Here is a 17823-nt window from a genome sequence, read left to right on the forward strand (position 1 = left end):
GCTGCTCAGTGGTGTAAACGCTAGATGTTGTGCTTCTTGCGGAAACGTTGCAGTTCGTAGGTGGCGATCTTCTTGGTTTCTTTGAACGCTTCGGAGATTTGCTCGCCACGGTGGGCAGCACCCCACTTGGTGACCTCCAACAAAGAATCCTTGACGAAGCTTCCGTCTAGCTTGGATTCGCCGATTTCGCGTTCCGTGAAGGTGATCGGCACCTCGCGTACGTCGTAGCCACCGTGGACTGCACGCCAGGCCAAATCCACCTGGAAGATGTAGCCGGCGTTGGATAGCTCGTCGAGGTCCAGAGCCTCAAGAAGCTCACGCCGGTAGGCACGGTAGCCGGCAGTCATGTCGGACAGGCCGGCCCCTAGAGCGAGGGAGATGTAGATGTTGCCGCCCTTGGACAGCACCCAGCGCTTCTTCGGCCAGTTGACGACCTTGCCGCCGGGAATGTAGCGGGAACCGATGACCAGATCAGCGCCGTTATCGATTTCCTCCAGCAACAGGTGCAATTGTTCGGGTGCGTGGGAGCCGTCTGCGTCCATTTCGCACAGGACGTCGTAGCCTTTTTCGAGACCCCATTGGAAGCCGGCGACGTAGGCGCCGCACAGTCCCCCTTTGCCCTCGCGGTGGAGCACGTGGATGTGCTCATCGCTTTCTGCCATGCGGTCGGCGCGTTCCCCGGTGCCGTCGGGGCTGTTGTCATCGACGATGAGGACGTCAACCTTGGGGGCTGCCTTGCGCACGCGCCCGGTAATGAGCGGGAGGTTTTCCAGCTCGTTGTAGGTCGGGATGATGACGAGAGTCTTCACTGTAGTCCTTGGCTCCTTATTATCCGTTGGTGTTTTCGGTTGTGTGCTGAAGGCACATATAGGGCCAGGGGGCTGCCTGACCCTGTCGTTTCCTGTCAGTCTGCGTCAGCTCTTCGAGCTGCGAGGAGCGCTGCGATAGCGCTTAGCCAGCCGAAAACCATCGTTAGGTATTCGACCACATTGCCATAGCGTGCCGCAAACGTCACAGTCGTGCGCAACGGCACGGAATCGATGAGCGTCGCGGCTTCAAAAATCCCGGATTGCTGCGTGACCTGGCCATTTGGAAGGATGATTGCGCTGGAACCGGAGGTTGCAGCAACAATGACAGAGCGGTCTAATTCACGCGCTCGCAGCCGTGACATGGCCAGTTGCTGGTAGGTCATGTCGGTGAAACCGAAGGTCGCGTTGTTGGTGGGGGTGGTGAGGATTTCTGCACCGGCTTTTACGGCGTCTCTTCCTGCAGCATCGAATGCGACCTCGTAGCAGGTCGATACTCCCACTCCAAGTTGGTGGCCGTTGTGATTGATGTGTACTACACCGTTGCCGTCGCCGGGCACGAAGTTTCCGGCCTGGTCGACGTATGAGGAAAAGAGGCGGAAAAAACTGCGGTAGGGCATGTACTCGCCGAAAGGCTGGAGGTATTTCTTGTAGTGCCTCTCCCCTGGCCCGGTGGTTGGGTCGAACACAACGACGGTGTTGTGGTCTTCGGGGTCACGCGTGAGTGTGCCGACCAGTGTAGGGGCGTTCGCGTGGTTGACTGCGCGCGTAATGGAAGCCATTGCGGTGGGGTCGCTGAAGGGGTTGACGTCCGAGGCATTTTCAGGCCAAACCACCAGGTCGACGGGCTGGTCTATGCCTTCGGTTTGTTTCACATGGTTGTTTAATACGGCGCGTCGCTGGGCGTTGAAGTCCAGCCCCATGCGCGGCACGTTGCCTTGCACCGCCGCTACCTTCAGCACATCGTCTGATGTTTCGGCCGCTTGCGCTGAGCTGTCTTGGTCGATGGTTAGCCATGCGCCGCTGCCAACTACTGCTAGCAGGCTGGCCAAGCTCACGGCTGTGGGCGCAATTATTGATGACTTCGCGGGCCGTGCGCTGGGCTGTCCACGCAGGCGCAATGCGGCGCTAACGAGGACAAACAGTGCGGCGCTGCACGCAACCGTGGCGGTGGTGACCAGGGATGGCCCGCCTAGTGCAGCGAACCCGACGAGGGGGCCATCGACTTGTCCCCAACTGATGCGCCCCCATGCGAAACCACCAAAAGGCCATGTAGAGCGCAGCCACTCCGTTGCACAAAACATCAATGCGAACGCGGCCAGGGCCCAATAGCGTCGCCTGTACGCTAGTGACGTCGCGGCGGCTGCGAACAATCCGATGGGGATGCTGTAGAGCGATTCGGTGATAGCGAGCGCAATATAGGGCATCTTGCCTACGAACACGCCGATCCATGGCAGGAGAAATAAATACAGCGTCAGCCCGTGAATGAGTCCGACAAGAGCCCCCACGCGTAGACGGGGGCGGTCATCACATCCCCAGGGTGCGGCGGCAACAAGTAGGAGGGTGATCCCGATGATTCCTAGGCGCCAGTGGCTATGCGGCGCGTAGGACATAAACACCATCCAGCCGGATAATGCCGCCAGCAGGCCACGCGCAGCGGAGATGGCGACACCGGTGCTACGCGACGTCATTATTTATCGTTGCTACCTGTGTCTGTGCCGAAGTCTTCCGGGGTGATGGTGCGCGACCACTGGGAGATGTCCTCATCCGAGGGGGCGGAGCCATCTGCGGGACTGCCGTCTTCGTTGATGACGAAGGTTCCATAACTGACGGGAGCGCCACCGGACGCACGCATCGATACAGTCTCGAAGGCCCTACCGCCGAATTCCTCAAGGCGGCGACGCAGTTGGCGGGCAAGAAGCTGCCTAACCAGAACACGCGTTGGGGCGATGATCAGCAGCAGACCAGCGATGGTTGTAACGAAGCCCGGCAGAGCAACCCCGAAAGCGCCGGTAGCAACAAGACCGAGATCGCCGGCAGCAGCACCCGGTTTTTCCCTTCCAGCCTGCAGCTTGCGCGCGATCGAACGCATCTCTACTGCGGCGAGCATCAGGCCACCGAAGAAAAACGCGATGAGAGCGACCAGGGCCCAACCGGTGCCGATGAGTTTGGAAACACCGTAGAAGGCGAGCGCCTCAATCAGCAGATAAGGAATAACAACTACTAAAGGCATGCCCGCCAGTCTACTTGCCTAACCATGCACAGCGGTGACAGCACCAAGGGTTGATCGCTAGGAGCGTTCCTCCAGTTCACCCTCCATATCAAGGAAGGTCTGACGCAGAGTGTCCAAGGCTTCCTGGGTGGGCTCCTCCCACAAGCCGCGGTCGGCAGCCTCCAGCAAACGTTCGGAGATGTCCTTAAGCGCCCACGGATTGGACTGCTCGAAAAACTCGCGGTTGACCGGGTCTGCCACATAGGTGTCGGTCAGGGTCTCGTACATCCAATCGTCCATCAGACCGGTGGTCGCGTCGTAACCGAACAGGTAGTCAACGGTGGCGGACATTTCGAATGCGCCCTTGTAGCCGTGGCGGCGCATAGCCTCAATCCACCGGGGGTTGACCACGCGAGCGCGGAACACACGGCGGGATTCCTCGTGCAGGCTACGGGTCTTGACGGTTTCCTGGCGGGTGGAGTCACCGATGTAGGCCTCGGGGTCCTTACCCGTCAGTGCACGCACGGTGGCGACCATGCCTCCGTGGTACTGGAAGTAATCATCAGAGTCCGCGATGTCATGTTCCTTGGAATCCATGTTCTTCGCAGCGACCTGGATGCGCTTGTAGGCCTGTCGCATTTTTTCGGCGCCTTCGACACCTTGGATGCCGCGGCCATAAATGTAGCCGCCCCAGGTTGTGTAGACCTCAGCCAAGTCGGCGTCATCACGCCAGTTGCCCGACTCGATCAGCTCGAGTAGGCCAGCGCCATAGGTGCCGGGCTTGGAGCCGAAAATTCGGGAGACGTGGCCCTCGGGTAGCTCTCCCCCACCCTGTTCGGCAGATTCCTCCGCGGCGTGGGCCTTGACGAAATTCTGCTCGGCTGGTTCGTCCGCGTGCGCGGCCATTTGCACGGCGTCATCAAGAAGGGACAACACGTGCGGGAAGGCATCGCGGAAGAAGCCCGATACACGAACGGTGGTGTCGATGCGGGGCCTGCCCAGTTCCTCCAACGGGATGAGCTCTAGGGAGGTCACGCGCCGGGAGGCTTCGTCCCACAGGGGGCGGACACCCAGCAGGGCGAAGACTTCGGCGATGTCGTCGCCGGATGTGCGCATGGCGGAGGTACCCCACACGGATAGGCCGACAGAGGTGGGGTATGCGCCGTCGTGTTCGGATTGGTAGCGCTCGATGAGGGAATCTGCAAGCAGCTGGCCGGTTTCCCACGCCAGTCGGCTGGGCAGAGCCTTGGGGTCGACGGAGTAGAAGTTGCGACCGGTGGGCAGGACGTTCATCAAACCGCGCATGGGGGAACCAGACGGACCCGCCTCGATGAAGCCACCATTGAGCGCGTGCAGGATCTGGGTGATTTCTCGCGGAGTTTGGGCCAGGCGGGGCACAATTTCGGTGCAGGCGAATTGAAGGATTGCGCGGACGGTGTCCACATTGGCGCTGTCAGGCAGAGTTGCATTATTGATGACGCCGTCGATGGCGTCAGCATTCCACTCTGCCGCATCTAGTGCGACGAGTAGATCGCGAGCATAGTTTTCAACTTCGTCGACTCGGGTTCGGCTTTCGTCGCCTTGTTCGCTCAACCCTAAGGCTTCGCGCAGACCGACGACGGCCATTTCGCCGCCCCAGAGTTGGCGGGCGCGCAGCATCGCCAGGATGAGGTCGATGCGGACGTCTTCCGAGATTTCCTCGCCGAGGATGTGCAGTCCGCCCCGGATCGCGACGTCCTTAATCTCGCACAACCAGCCGTCAATGTGCATGAGCATGTCGTCGAAGACGTCTTCGGCGGGGCGTTCTTCCCAGCCGAGGTCTTTGTCCATTTGGGCGGCGGTGAGCAGCGTCCAAATCTCTTGGCGGATGGCGGGGAGTTTGGCGGGGTCCATCGCCGCGATATTGGCGTGCTCGTCTAGTAGCTGCTCCAGGCGGGTGATATCCCCGTAGGTTTCGGCGCGTGCCATGGGGGGAATCATGTGGTCGACGAGTACGGCGTGTGCGCGACGTTTTGCCTGGGTGCCTTCACCGGGGTCGTTGACGAGGAAGGGGTAGATCAAAGGCAGGTCGGCTACCGCTTGGTCCGTGTAGCACTCGCTCGACAAGCCCACTGCCTTACCGGGCAGCCATTCCATGTTGCCGTGCTTACCCATGTGGACGATCGCGTCCGCCCCAAAAATTTCACGCAACCAGAAGTAGGTTCCCAGGTAGTGGTGGTTGGCGGGAAGATCAGGGTCGTGATAGATGCCCACTGGGTTATCACCGAAACCACGTGGCGGCTGCACCATGACCACGACGTTGCCGAACACCAGGCCGGCGACGTAGATCTCTTGGGTCTCGGGATTGACGTAGTGTGTGCCGGGGGCCGCACCCCAGTGCTCCGTCATTTCTTCCTGCATGACTGCAGGAAGAGTGTTAAAGAAAGCCTTGTAATCCTCGGCGCTGACCTTCAGCGGGTTGGAAGCCAATACCTCCTCGGTCAACCAGTTCGGGTCGTGGCCGCCTGCGTCGATGATGGCGTGCATAAAGGTGTCGCCATCCATGAGCGCCGGGTCATCGTTATAACCAGGAATCGCGGAGGTGTCGCCCAGGTCGTATCCGGCGTCATGCAGCGCTTTGAGCACGCGCAACGTCGATGCCGGGGTATCCAAGCCCACAGCGTTGCCGATGCGGGCGTGCTTGGTGGGGTATGCCGACAGCATGACGACGATCTTCTTGTCTTCATTGCGCAGGTGCCGCAGGCGGGCGTGCCTGTACGCGATCGACGCTAGCCGTGAGCAGCGCTCGAGGTCCGGAACATAAGAGATCAACCCGTCGGAGTCGTACTCTTTGAAGCTGAACGGAATGGTGATGATGCGCCCGTCGAACTCCGGCACCGCAACTTGGGTGGCGACGTCCAAAGGGCTCAGGCCGTCGTCATTATCCTCCCAGTCGGCTCGGGGATTGGTTAGCGCGAGACCCTGAATGATCGGCACATCAAGTTCCGCGAGCTGCTTGACATCCCAGGCCTCATCGTCGCCACCGGCACCCACCCCGGTTGGTTTAGTTCCACCGGCAGCTAGCACGGTGGTGATCAACGCATCCATGGTGCGAAGCTCATCAAGCAGATCATCCGGAGCCTGACGCAGCGACGCGGAGAAAATCGGCACCGGGGTGGCGCCACGTGCAGCAATAGCGTCGCACAGGGCCCGAATGTAATCGGTGTTACCGGCCAAATGATGCGCGCGGTAATACAGAACAGCAATCCGTGGTGACGCTCCCCCAACCACGGTGCGAACCGATTCGGGCTGATAATCCAGGTGCCCCCAGAAAGGCATGCGAGAAGGCTGCTCGAAACCAAAACCAGTCAACAAAATCGTGTCAGACAGAAAGTTATGCAGATTGACCAGGTTCGCTTCCCCACCCTCAGCCAGGTAAGTATGCGCCGTCGTCACCACGCCAGCGGGAACAGTAGATAATTCCGTCAGCTCCGCATCCACAGCGAGCTCGCCCGAGACCAAAATGACCGGCTTGCCACTGGCCAACACGTGATCCACGCCGGATTCCCATGCCCTGCGACCGCCCAACAGACGCACGATCACGATGTCCGCGGCATCAAGATGCTCATCCAGCTTGTCTAAACGTCCACTAAAGCGGTTGGCGTTGGCGTAGGAAAACTCCACCCCCTCGTGGCGGGAGGCTGCCTTGGCCGTCAACAGGTCGGTGTCAGAGGTGGTGAGTAGAAGAATCACGAGAAACTGCCTTTCTGGGAAAACGCGCCCAGGGTAACGTTGGAGACATTCATCACGACCCACAGGGGCCGATGTGCGCACGCGGGGGTGGTCTGACTATGACAGTGGCGCGACCGTGCCGGATTTGCACCGGATTCACCCACCCTGCGCGGTGGACAATATCCCCCAAAGGGGCTTCTGACAGCCTACCCCAGCTCATGGTGAGCCCGCCGTATCGATAGGGTTAAACACTATGTCTGTAGCTGATTCTTATCACCTTGGCGACCGCACTCGCTCCGACGGGTGCCCGGGCGCTCTGAGCATGCACAAAGCCAAGGATGGACGCATCGGCCGCGTGCGCGCGCCGGGCGGTCGGGTTACCTCGCGGCAGTGGGAAGCCCTCGCACACATGGCGGAAACTTTCGGCGACGGTCACATCCACCTCACGACCCGCGGCAACATCCAGATCCGCGGTATCTCCGAAGGCGACATGGACGCATTCGCTGAAGCGTGCGAAGCCGGCGGGTTTCTGCCCAGCCGCGAGCACGACAAAGTACGCAACATCATCTCCTCCCCCATGGCGCACAGCCGTTACGCCGAATGCGACGTCGCGTGGATAGTCGCGGAACTCGATGACGCGCTGATTGCGTCCCGCGACGTCATTGGTCTATCCGGCCGCACCTTGTTCGGTATCGATTCGGGTGAGGGGGACATTATGGCCCAGCAGCCCGACTTCGGTGTCGTATTGTCCACAACCAACCCCAAGGTCGCCCAGATCATCGTGGGTGGTTGCCCTATCGGCCTATTCGTCTCACATGATGACGCCGCGAGGGCTCTGGTCGCAGCCGCCTCACGCTGGCAGGAGATCCGCGGCACCGCCTGGCGCGTGCAAGAAAAACCGGAGGTGTTGCCCGACCTGATCGACACGATTGCCTCCGCTGTGGAGTGCCTCGATATCGACCATGTCACCCACGATCATGCGAGCACCATTGCCCCACCCCAACGGGGCGCCTTCCTGGATGATCCTCGTCCGATCGGGTGGCTGCCCCACCCCGAAACCGGCGAAGTATCCCTGGGGTGCTCACTGGCGTTCGCACACATGTCGGCTGATGTCGCGCGGATACTCGCCGCAGTCGACCGACCCATCGTCGTCACCCCCTGGCATAGCCTGGTTATACACGACCTACCCGAAGCCATCGCCGAACGCCTGGTGGAAATGCTCGCACCCCGCGGTGTGCTCTTCGACCAACAGTCCCCCTGGGTGCAGGTCAGCGCATGCCCGGGTATCGCAACATGCGAAAAATCCCATTCGGACACCAGAGCGGATGCCGTCAGCTTCATCCGCTCCATGGTCGACGGAACAGACGAGCACACACCCGACGCACCACGTGGAAACAACAACCTGCGGGTGCACTTTTCTGGCTGTGTGCGCCGCTGCGGCCACCCACAAGGCGCCTACGTGGACTACCTCGCCACCGGCGACGGCGAATACGAGGTAACCGAAGTGACCAGCCCAACCCCCGTGTAGCGTAGAAATCTATGAACCACAACAGCTCCGAGCAGTTCGGCCCCCACAACTACATCACTGACGGGGCAGAAATCTACCGCCGCTCGTTCGCAATGATCCGCGAGGAAAGCAACTTAAGCGGATTCGACCCAGCGCAGCAAACCGTCGCCGTCCGCATGATCCACGCAGCGGGCCAGACCGACCTCGCCGGAGACATCGAATTCTCCCCCAACCTGGTGCCGGCCGCGCGCCGGGCCCTGGAACAGGGTGCCCCGATTATTAGTGACGTCAATATGGTCGCGAGTGGCGTTACACGCAAGCGTTTGCCAGCCGACAACCCCGTGGTGTGTTTGCTTAAAGACCCGCGTACCCCTGAGTTGGCGGCGCAGCTGGGCACGACGCGCACGGCTGCCGCAATGCAGTTGGCCGGGGACATGCTCGATGGTGCTGTGGTGGCCATTGGTAACGCCCCCACTGCCCTGTTCCATCTGCTTAATTGGTTTGCGGATGCGGATGCCCGGGGTATTGCGCGGCCGCGTCCTGCCGCAGTACTGGGTATTCCGGTGGGGTTTGTCGGCGCTGAGGAATCAAAGCAGGCCTTGAGCGATGTCGCCGCCGACCTTGGGTTGGAGTTTGTGACGGTTCATGGCCGCAGGGGCGGTTCGGCGATCACCTGTGCTGCTCTTAACGCACTCGCGGCGGAAAAGGAGATTATGTAAATGACGCACTCCGCACACACCCCGGCAGGTTCGGCTGCTTCCCGCACAGCACCCTTCGGTAGTGATGACGCCGCGTGGGATCTGCCGGGCACGCTCATTGGGGTTTCCGTCGGCCCGGGGGATCCGGAACTGCTGACACTCAAAGCTGTGCGTGCCATCGAGCAAGCGGATGTGGTGGTGTACCACTCCAAGAAGGGGCGTCCTTCTGCTGCCGCAATCCCGGCCAAGGACTTGCTCGGGGCGGGACGTCAGCGCGGCCAACACCACGTGCACTTGGAGTACCCCGTCACCACGGGATCAACCGACCATCCCGGCGGCTACGCAGGGGCGCTCGCAGAGTTCTATGTTGACGCCGAGCGCACCATCGAGCAGTTCCTAGCCGAAGGTAAAACCGTCGCTGTCCTGGCCCTCGGTGACGCCCTGCTTTACAGCTCCTATCAGCACATTCACCGCATGTTTGAAGCGCGGTGCAACTGCGAAGTCATCCCCGGGATTAGCTCTATCGCTGGGGCTACCGCGGTTGTCGCTAAACCGTTGACCGAAGATGACGAAACGCTGGTCGTCGTATCCGGCACCTTGGAAGAAGCAGAACTACGCCGCAGGCTCACCAACGCCGATTGCGCCGTGGTGATGAAGCTCGGCCGCACGTTTAACAAAGTGCGCTGCGCACTAGAACACGCAGGTATGCTCGATCGGGCTGTGCTGGTGACTCGGGTGGGCATGGACGGCCAAAGCGCCCAGCCGGTGCGAGAGGTCGACGCATCAACCGTGCCCTATTTCAGTGTCGTCATTGTTCCTTCCGTACTTGCGCAACAGGACAAGATTCGTGCGAGCGTGCCCAAACGCGACGTCATTGATAGTGCAGCTGAAACGACTGGAGAGGTTGTGGTGGTGGGCCTGGGACCAGGCGCGCAACGATGGACTACACCCGAAGTCCAACACGAGCTGGAACAAGCCACCGACCTTGTCGGTTACTCGACCTACATCAATCGCGTTCCGCAACGCCCCGGCCAGCGGCGTCATTTGTCCGATAATAAGGTCGAGGCAGAACGCGCAGCCTTCGCACTAGACATGGCTAAACGTGGCCGCAGGGTAGCCGTCGTGTCCTCCGGCGACCCGGGTGTGTTCGCTATGGCCGCAGCCGTGCTCGAGACCGCTGACGATGATCTGTGGCGCGAAGTACCCGTGCGCATCATTCCCGGTATGACAGCCGCACAAGCCGTAGCCAGCCGCGCGGGTGCGCCCCTCGGGCACGACTTCGGCATGATTTCTCTCTCTAACAGGCTCAAACCCTGGGAGCAGATTGAAAAACGCATCCGTGCCCTGGCCGGCGCCGACATGGCTTTTGCTGTGTACAACCCGGCGTCGAAGGAACGACGGGAACACATCGAACGCCTCAAAGAGATCGTCTCCGAATACCAGGGGCCCAACACCCCGGTCATCGTGGCGCGCGCAGTGGGCTCTGAACAGGAAAAAGTAACGATCACGACACTCAAAGCGTTTGACCCTACAGTTGTCGACATGCGGACGATGGTCATCATCGGTGCATCGACTACCCGCGCCTACGACGGCCCCCAGGGGCCTCGCGTGTACACATCACGCACGTACGGGTTGAGCTAACACCGCATAATCGGCACCCCTCATGCCGGGGACAGCACTACGCAAGGCTTCGCATAGTGGCAACCAATCCGGCATACTAAGACAGCAACATCGTTTTGCGGGGCATCGTGACCCCGCACCCTTTGAAAGGTGATGAAACACATGCGCGTAAACCGACGCATCACTGCGGCTATCGTCGCAACCGGTCTGGCTACCTCGCTCGCCACGGCCCCCTCTTATGTTGCGCAGGCAGCAGACACCGGCAGCAGCGACATCAGCACCTCCAGCGAGGGTTTGTTCGACTCCGGTAACAAGGGCGAGCACAGCGAACTGATGCAGACCCTGATCACCATCGGATTGGTACTTGAAGGCATCGGCATCCTCATCGGCCCGGCACCTGCATTTATCAAGCACATCCTCGGAATCCGCTAAAGCGGTCTTTTAAAGCAGCGCCTCACAGGTGTCGTAAGCTTCTTTCGCCGTAGCGACAATGGCGCTGTGCCCCTTAGGGAGAGCGGGTCGATCGACCACGATGACATCCACTCCCAGTTCTCGGGCGGCCACCAACTTGTTGTAGGTAGGCCCGCCCGAGTTTTTTGTCACCACGACATCAATCTGGTTGTCGATCAGAAGCTTCTTCTCGGAGTCAAGGTCGAAAGGCCCACGGCTGAGAAGAATGCGATGGCGCGACGGCAGCTCCACACTGGGCTCCTCCACACACCTGATGACATACAGCGCGTGAGGATCCTGGGCGAAAGGAGCCAACTGTTGACGCCCAATAGCCAGAAACACGTGACCGTACCGGCAGGCACGCTGGGCAGCCTCGTGCATCGAGGACACGTGGGTCCACCTGTCCCCCGGCTGCTCCTCCCACTGCGGACGCTGCAGCCGAACCAGCGGAACACCCGTTGCCCTACACGCTTCCGCCGCAGATAGGCTGATTTTCTCTGCGAAAGGATGGGTGGCATCAACCACCACGTCAACACCATTGTCGACGATCCAGCGGGCAAGACCCGCAGGCCCACCGAACCCGCCGATGCGCACTTGGCCGACGGGCAAACGCGGCGTCGACACCCTGCCTGCCAACGATGATGTCACCGTCCATCCGGCGTCACGCAGCAATCGGGCTAAGTCGCGAGACTCCCCCGTGCCACCCAAAATAAGCGCTGTTGGCTGCATGACCCGAGCCGGCCCCCGGCGCGGCCGCGTGTTCCCGACGCCTACTGCACACATGGGATGGTTCGGCCGTGCTCGTCGCGGGGGCGGTCATCGGAATAGAGGTAACTATCGGGAAAACCCGATGCCCCCAAAACCTGCCCCACAATGATGATCGCTGTGCGGGTGATGCCAGCGTCGATGGTTTGCTGCGCGATAGTCTGCAGCGTGCCGCGAATGATCTGCTCCTCCGGGCGAGAAGCGAACGCCACCACAGCCGCCGGGCAATCCACGCCGTAGTTATCCACCAACTCCGAGACCACACGCTCGATGTCGTGCGCCGCCAGATGAATGCACAGCGTGGCTTTGGAAGCACCAAGGGTGGCTAAATCTTCCCCCTCCGGCATGGCGGACGCCCGCCCACTGACCCGGGTGAGGATGACCGTCTGCCCCACCGTAGGCACCGTCAATTCGTGACCCAGGACTGCCGCAGCCGCAGAAAAAGACGCCACACCGGGGACGATCTCGTAATCGATCCCCAATGCAGTAAGGCGGCGTGCCTGTTCCGCGAGAGCCGAATACACACTTGGATCCCCGGATTGTAGACGTGCGACATCGTGCCCCGCGGCGTCAGCACGCGCAATAATCTCCGTAATCTCGTCCAGCGGCATCCGGGCGGTGTTGATGACCTCGGCGTCTTCGGGGCAGCCCTCCAGCACTTCCGGGGGGACGATGCTGCCGGCGTACAGGCACACGCGACAGGAGCGAATCAGTCGGTCCGCACGCAGGGTGAGCAGGTCAGCGGCGCCGGGGCCGGCTCCAATAAAAAATACTGTCATGAGTGGGCGAGTCCTTTGTAAACGAGCGTGCTAGGAAGAGATGTTTTTGGTGGCGCGCCATTGCGTAATGGGCAGTGCCGGTTTGAGTGCGGTAAAGCTACCGATCTGTTTTTCGTTCGAGACTTCGAAGCGGTGCATGCTGCCACCGTAGCGTGCTTGGAGGGCGAAGAGGTGTTGTTCGCTTTGCACGGTCACAGCGTTGATGACGATCCGCCCGCCGGGTTTCAACCTGAGCCAGGCTTGTTCGAAGCTTGCTTCGAGGCCTCCGCCGATGAAGATGACGTCGGGGTCGGGGGCGTCGCAGAAGCAGTCCGGGGCGGTGCCTAGGATGCTGAGCGGCACCCCGAGGTGTGCTGCGTTGCGTTCGATTCGTGCGCGTCGCTCGGCGTTGCTTTCAAAACACCATGCGCGCTGCTTGAGGCCTCGGAGTGCACCGGGGTTACGGGATTGAGCGCGTTGCCATTCGATGGCGATCGAGCCTGAACCTCCACCGACGTCCCATAGCGTTTCCCCCGGTTGGGGTGCCAGCGCTCCCAGGGTGATGGCGCGGATATCCTGCTTGGTTAGCTGCCCATCGGACTCGAATGCTTCATCGGGGAGTCCAGGTGTGAGTGTTGACGTCGCGGGGCGCGCTGTGGTCGTGTCGATGGCGAGGATGTGCAGGTTGTCTGCGACTGGCGGAGCGGTGGCGTCTCCGCGGGTGATGGCGCGCTGGGGCGTGCCGAGGTTGCTCAGCGCAGTGATCGTGATGTTGGCGGGGTCGATGCTGTCGGATGAGAGGTGGTGGAGGTAGCTTGCAACTGTTGCCGGGGTGGAGCTATCACGGCCTAACACCAGTACACGCGGGGACTGTTCGATGGCTAGGCCGATGGAGTTAATGTCGGCGGACATGAGGCTGACCACAGGTGTGGAATCGAGAGCCCAGCCGAGTTCTGAGCAAGCAAGAGAGGCGCTGCTCGGTGCCGGATGTACATGTGCATCGACGCCGTGGCGCCTGAGTGTGCTGGCGATCCCGTGGTAGTTTGGGTCGCCACTGGCTAGAACCACCACCTGTTGTCCACGGTATCGATCGATGAGCTCGGGCAATGCCGGAACCAGCGGACTGGGCCATGGCTGGGTGACCACGGCGTCGGACAGTTCGTCTGCGACGTGGCTGAGCATGTCCAGTTGGCGCTGCCCACCGAGGACAACAGTGGCCTGGCCCAGCAGCGTGCGGATGTGCGCGGCGTCAAGATCCCGACCGTCATGGACGCCGACGATTGCCCAGCTGGCGGATGCTGCGGATGCTTCTGTGTGTGCGTTGGGTACGATGGTTGCCTTGGTGCTACTGTCCCCGCCGCTGTGCTTGTCGTTGCCGGGCACGAGGCTGCGCGGTTGGTTGTTGAAGGTGTCGCACCCATCGGCGGTCACGCACGCAATGTCTTCGATGCGTGCCCCCCACCGGTCGGTGTAAAACCCGGGTTCGATGGAGAAAGTCATGCCCTCGCGCAGCACCAGATCGTTTCCGGCGATGATGAAGGGCTCTTCGTGGGTGCTCAGCCCGATACCGTGCCCGGTGCGGTGGGTGAAGTACTCCCCCAGACCGGCTTCGGTGAGTACCTGTCGGGCCGCAGCGTCTACCTGCGCTGCCGTGACGCCGGGGCGCACTATGGCCCTAGCTGCTGCTTGTGCACGTTCAAGCACTGCGTAGGCCGCGAGAAATTCAGGATCAACGCAGCTATCAACGCCGCTATCGCCAGCGACATAGTAGGTGCGGGTGCAATCGGAGTGGTAGCCGCCGGCAAAGGTGCCCCCGATGTCGATGACTACCGGGTCGCCTGCTTGCAGCACGCGGTCGGAGAAGCTGTGGTGGGGGTTACCGCCGTTGGGTCCGCTTCCGACGATGATGAAGTCCACGCTGTCGTGCTCGGCCAAGATGAGCTTTTCTAGTTCTGCCGCGACCTCTGCTTCGGTGCGGCCGGCAATCAAAAGCGCGGGTACGTGGGCGTGCACTGCGTCGATAGCTTGGCCGGCGGCACGCAGTGCGCCCAGCTCCGAGGCGTCTTTGACCATAAACATCTCGGCAAGAGTGTGTGTCGCAAGCACCCATTGTGGTGCGCTGTAGCCCGTGAGTTGCTGGATCCCGGTTGTCAGGGCGACGATGTGGTCGGCCGTCAGCGATGAACTCACCGCGATGTCGAGCGGGGTGTCGGTCTCTGCTGCCTGGGCATGAGCGCCGGCTACAAGGTGACCGATGGCGATAGCGTAGGGGTCTTCGCCGTCTTTCCATGAGCGCACATCTGCGACTTCAGACAGCGCTGGATCGATCGTGGTTGCGCTGCCCAAATCCACCGTAGGGACGATCAGCAGTGGCTTGCGATGAGGGTGGTTTGAGTCGGGGATGACCAGAGCGGAGAATCGTTCGTGGGTGGATAGGCCGATGCCGAGGTATTCCAGCTCCGGGCCGCCTGCGATGATCAGCGGCTGCGTGCTGCGGGTGTGCTGGATTCGGTGGAGCCGATCCGGATAAACATGCATGCTCTTAATGCTACTGTGATCGGCTTGCCTACAGTGCGACGACGCCGCGTCGGATGGCGTCTACTGCTTGTCGTGCGGGCTCGCGCAGGCTGTCGAAGGCCGCCATTTGTTCAAGCAGGTCAACAACGCGCAGTGCTTGACGCACGAAGTCGCCGGCGGTCATCTCCGCTCCACATTCTGCGGCAGCTTGGAGGCAATAATCCAAGGGGGCACCTGCGGTCCACTGGTGCATGGCCAGAGCGAATGATGGTTCGGGTTCGCGAGTGGGTTTCAAGCCGAGGCGCTGTTCGTCGTAGACGAGCTCCTCCCAGATACGGAACACATGGGAGATGGCGGTGTTGATCGCCGGAGTTGCAGCCTGTGCCCTTCCGCGGGTCTCGCGTCGTTTTTCAAATACGCAGACGCTGGCCAGTGCGGCCAATTCGGCAGGGTCGAGGGGATCGAAAATCCCGCGACGGATGCATTGGACGATCAGCAGATCGGATTCGCTGTGAATCCGGGCGAGCATGTGGCCCTCTTCGGTGACGATCGGGCCGGCGTCCTCCCCGGCTGCTCCAGTTGGCGAATCTTCGTCATGTTCCGGGTAGCTGACGTAGCCCCAGTGCTCGAGCAGCTCAAGGATCGCATCGAACGTGCGGCCAAGTCCGTTGTGGGCTTCGGAGACCTGCTCTTCAAGCCAGGCGACTTCCCTATCGGCCTTCGCGGCTTTTTGTGCTGCGCGTAGTGCTGGTTCCAGGCCGGGCATGTTGTGCACTGGGTGCGCGCGCAAGGCCTCTCTGAGGGCCGTTAGTTTGGCAGACTTTGGGGCCTTAAGCTTGTTGAGTTTGGGCCGTGGGTATTTAGTTCGCGCGAAGTGTTTGATGATGGAGCCTTTGCGGCGCCGCGGGTTGTTCAGCACTTCCGGTGCGACGCTCATGGCGCCGACGATCCGCGGGGCGATGGGGAAATGCTCCGCGACGACCGATCCGACCCATCCGTCTTCGGTGATGATCATGATCTCGGGGTCGCGCTGGGAACGTGGGCGGCGAACAACAACGCCAAGCATGCTGCCTTTTTTGACCGGCAGGGCGATGACGTCGCCGATGTCCGCGTGGGAGAGGATCTTTGCGGCTTCTGCCTTGCGAGAGCGCGCAGAGTCTTTGGCCAGGGTGCGCTCCATAGTGGAGATCTCTTGGCGCAGTTGCGCGTAGGCCTCCAATTGCTCGACCGTGGGGGCCTGCGCATCGCCTTGGTAATGTGCATCATCCTCGGCTTGGCTGGATGCACGGCGAAGCAAACGTTCGAACTCCGCTTGCGCGCGCGCCTTTTTCGCCTTAGCCTGCTCGATTCTGCGGGCCTTGTCGACCACGCTGCCGTCGATTTGGTACTGGGCGAAGGATTGCTCGATAAGCCCGCGGGCATGAACATATCCAATCGTGTTGATCAGGTTGACGCTCATGTTGTAGCCGGGGGTGAACGTCGATTCCAGCGGATAGGTGCGTGTGGATGCTAGACCTGCGACGGAGGTGGGATCTTGGCGGGGATGCCACATCACCACAGCATTGCCGATGGTGTCGATTCCACGACGACCCGCACGGCCGGTTAGCTGCGTGTACTGGGCTGGTGTGAGCTCCACGTGGGAATCACCGTTGAATTTGGTGAGTTTTTCGATGACGACGGTGCGCGCCGGCATGTTGATACCCAACGCGAGGGTCTCGGTTGCGAAAACAACCTTGACTAGTCCGCGCACAAAGAGCTTTTCCACGATGTGTTTGAATGCCGGAAGCATGCCTGCGTGGTGGGCGGCGAAGCCCCGCATGAGTGCCTGCCGCAGTCGTGGAAAGTTGAGAACCTTGAGATCCGCGGTGTCAATATCCTCGATACCTTCGTCGATGATCGTCGCGATCTGTGCTGCTTCTTCCTTGCTTGTCAGGGAGATTTTTGAACGCAGGCAATCGAAAAGAGCATCATCGCAGCCGGCGCGGGAGAAGATGAAGTCGATGGCCGGCAGCATGCCCATCTCCCCCAGCACACGGATCATCGCGGGGCGGTTAACCCGGGAGGAACCGTGGAGGCTGCGCAATTGTGGGTTGGGTTCCCCCTTGGAAAACATGGGGTAGATTTTCTGCCCGGCCATCATCCATTGATCCAGCGGCACGGGTCGGTTGTCAGTGACGACCACGCGGGTGTCGCCGCGGACAGTGCGCAGCCAGTCGCCGAACTCCTCTGAGTTGCTGACTGTGGCTGACAGCCCGATGATCTGCACGGTGTCGGGAAGGTTGAGGATGACTTCCTCCCAGACCGCACCGCGCGAGGGGTCCGCGAGGTAGTGGATTTCGTCCATCACCACGAAGCCAAGGCGCTCGAGGGTGGGTGAGCCCGCATAGAGCATGTTGCGCAGGACTTCGGTGGTCATGACGACAATGTCGGCGTCGGGGTTGATGGAGACGTCCCCGGTGAGCAACCCAACCTCGCCGTAGGCTTGGAGGTCGTGAAATTTTTGGTTGCTCAGAGCCTTGATGGGCGTGGTGTAGATGCAGCGTACGCCTTGTTCTTTGGCAAGTGCGACGGCGAATTCTCCGACGATGGTTTTGCCGGCGCCGGTGGGGGCACAGACGAGCACGCCGCGGCCCTCTTCAAGCGCCTGACAGCCTTCAATTTGGAACGGGTCGAGTTCAAAACTGAGGGACTGTTGGAAGCGTTGAAAAGCCGTGGATTGGCTAGACCCCACGGATCGGTTGTCGTGATCGTTGGGGTCTGTGTGGGCGGTGATGCTCAT

The 17823-nt window shown here is 61.0% G+C and carries 12 protein-coding genes and 1 pseudogene; 4 read left to right on the plus strand and 9 right to left on the minus strand.

Annotation, left to right across the window (positions count from 1 at the left end; all coding sequences use genetic code 11):
• Positions 1-20: 20 nt before the first annotated feature.
• From CARG_RS04550 to cobN, 4 genes are all read right to left on the minus strand, one after another.
• The gene (locus CARG_RS04550; protein WP_020976227.1) at positions 21-809 is read right to left on the minus strand and encodes a polyprenol monophosphomannose synthase; all 789 of its coding nucleotides are present in this window, start codon (positions 807-809) and stop codon (positions 21-23) included.
• Between the two features lie 95 nt (positions 810-904).
• Positions 905-2497: an apolipoprotein N-acyltransferase gene (lnt, locus tag CARG_RS04555; RefSeq protein ID WP_020976228.1), complete on the minus strand. Its 1593-nt coding sequence runs from the start codon at positions 2495-2497 to the stop codon at positions 905-907.
• Complete coding sequence (locus CARG_RS04560) at positions 2497-3039, minus strand: FxsA family protein (protein ID WP_020976229.1); 543 nt, start codon at positions 3037-3039, stop codon at positions 2497-2499. Before CARG_RS04560 ends, lnt begins: the two co-directional genes overlap by 1 nt.
• A gap of 57 nt (positions 3040-3096) precedes the next feature.
• Positions 3097-6750: a cobaltochelatase subunit CobN gene (gene cobN, locus CARG_RS04565; protein WP_020976230.1), complete on the minus strand. Its 3654-nt coding sequence runs from the start codon at positions 6748-6750 to the stop codon at positions 3097-3099.
• Between the two features lie 232 nt (positions 6751-6982).
• Between cobN and CARG_RS04570 the strand changes: the two genes are divergently transcribed.
• From CARG_RS04570 to CARG_RS04585, 4 genes are all read left to right on the plus strand, one after another.
• Positions 6983-8257, plus strand: a complete 1275-nt coding sequence (locus tag CARG_RS04570; protein ID WP_020976231.1) for a nitrite/sulfite reductase — start codon at positions 6983-6985, stop codon at positions 8255-8257.
• A gap of 11 nt (positions 8258-8268) precedes the next feature.
• The gene (locus tag CARG_RS04575) at positions 8269-8955 is read left to right on the plus strand and encodes a precorrin-8X methylmutase (protein ID WP_020976232.1); all 687 of its coding nucleotides are present in this window, start codon (positions 8269-8271) and stop codon (positions 8953-8955) included.
• Positions 8956-10575, plus strand: a complete 1620-nt coding sequence (gene cobJ, locus CARG_RS04580; protein WP_020976233.1) for a precorrin-3B C(17)-methyltransferase — start codon at positions 8956-8958, stop codon at positions 10573-10575.
• Positions 10576-10716: 141 nt separating this feature from the next.
• Positions 10717-10986: a hypothetical protein gene (locus CARG_RS04585; protein WP_020976234.1), complete on the plus strand. Its 270-nt coding sequence runs from the start codon at positions 10717-10719 to the stop codon at positions 10984-10986.
• A 9-nt stretch (positions 10987-10995) separates the two neighbouring features.
• On the opposite strand, the gene CARG_RS04590 is transcribed toward CARG_RS04585, so the two are convergent.
• The 5 genes and pseudogenes from CARG_RS04590 to CARG_RS04605 form a co-directional block, all read right to left on the minus strand.
• The gene (locus tag CARG_RS04590) at positions 10996-11733 is read right to left on the minus strand and encodes a cobalt-precorrin-6A reductase (protein WP_041746983.1); all 738 of its coding nucleotides are present in this window, start codon (positions 11731-11733) and stop codon (positions 10996-10998) included.
• A 41-nt stretch (positions 11734-11774) separates the two neighbouring features.
• Positions 11775-12548 carry a precorrin-4 C(11)-methyltransferase gene (cobM, locus tag CARG_RS04595; protein ID WP_020976236.1) on the minus strand — a complete coding sequence of 258 codons (774 nt, stop codon included), beginning with the start codon at positions 12546-12548 and terminating at the stop codon, positions 11775-11777.
• A gap of 30 nt (positions 12549-12578) precedes the next feature.
• Positions 12579-13910 (minus strand): precorrin-6y C5,15-methyltransferase (decarboxylating) subunit CbiE, encoded by a 1332-nt coding sequence (gene cbiE, locus CARG_RS10730; protein WP_407637015.1) that lies wholly within the window; start codon positions 13908-13910, stop codon positions 12579-12581.
• A pseudogene (locus tag CARG_RS10735) lies at positions 13908-15065 on the minus strand (M24 family metallopeptidase); the annotation flags it as partial. The gene cbiE and the pseudogene CARG_RS10735, both read right to left, overlap by 3 nt.
• 28 nt (positions 15066-15093) lie before the next feature.
• Positions 15094-17823: a DEAD/DEAH box helicase gene (locus CARG_RS04605; RefSeq protein WP_020976238.1), complete on the minus strand. Its 2730-nt coding sequence runs from the start codon at positions 17821-17823 to the stop codon at positions 15094-15096.

Origin of the sequence: Corynebacterium argentoratense DSM 44202 (assembly GCF_000590555.1) — a bacterium.
GTDB classification, from domain to species: domain Bacteria; phylum Actinomycetota; class Actinomycetes; order Mycobacteriales; family Mycobacteriaceae; genus Corynebacterium; species Corynebacterium argentoratense.

Bases quoted from the DNA above. Each gene is read 5' to 3' on its own strand.
- CARG_RS04570 (WP_020976231.1), top strand. From the start codon at position 6,983: ATGTCTGTAGCTGATTCTTATCACCTTGGCGACCGCACTCGCTCCGAC.
- CARG_RS04585 (WP_020976234.1), top strand. From the start codon at position 10,717: ATGCGCGTAAACCGACGCATCACTGCGGCTATCGTCGCAACCGGTCTG.
- cobM (WP_020976236.1), bottom strand. From the start codon at position 12,548: ATGACAGTATTTTTTATTGGAGCCGGCCCCGGCGCCGCTGACCTGCTC.
- CARG_RS04560 (WP_020976229.1), bottom strand. From the start codon at position 3,039: ATGCCTTTAGTAGTTGTTATTCCTTATCTGCTGATTGAGGCGCTCGCC.
- CARG_RS04575 (WP_020976232.1), top strand. From the start codon at position 8,269: ATGAACCACAACAGCTCCGAGCAGTTCGGCCCCCACAACTACATCACT.
- lnt (WP_020976228.1), bottom strand. From the start codon at position 2,497: ATGACGTCGCGTAGCACCGGTGTCGCCATCTCCGCTGCGCGTGGCCTG.
- CARG_RS04605 (WP_020976238.1), bottom strand. From the start codon at position 17,823: ATGAGCATCACCGCCCACACAGACCCCAACGATCACGACAACCGATCC.
- cobJ (WP_020976233.1), top strand. From the start codon at position 8,956: ATGACGCACTCCGCACACACCCCGGCAGGTTCGGCTGCTTCCCGCACA.
- CARG_RS04590 (WP_041746983.1), bottom strand. From the start codon at position 11,733: ATGCAGCCAACAGCGCTTATTTTGGGTGGCACGGGGGAGTCTCGCGAC.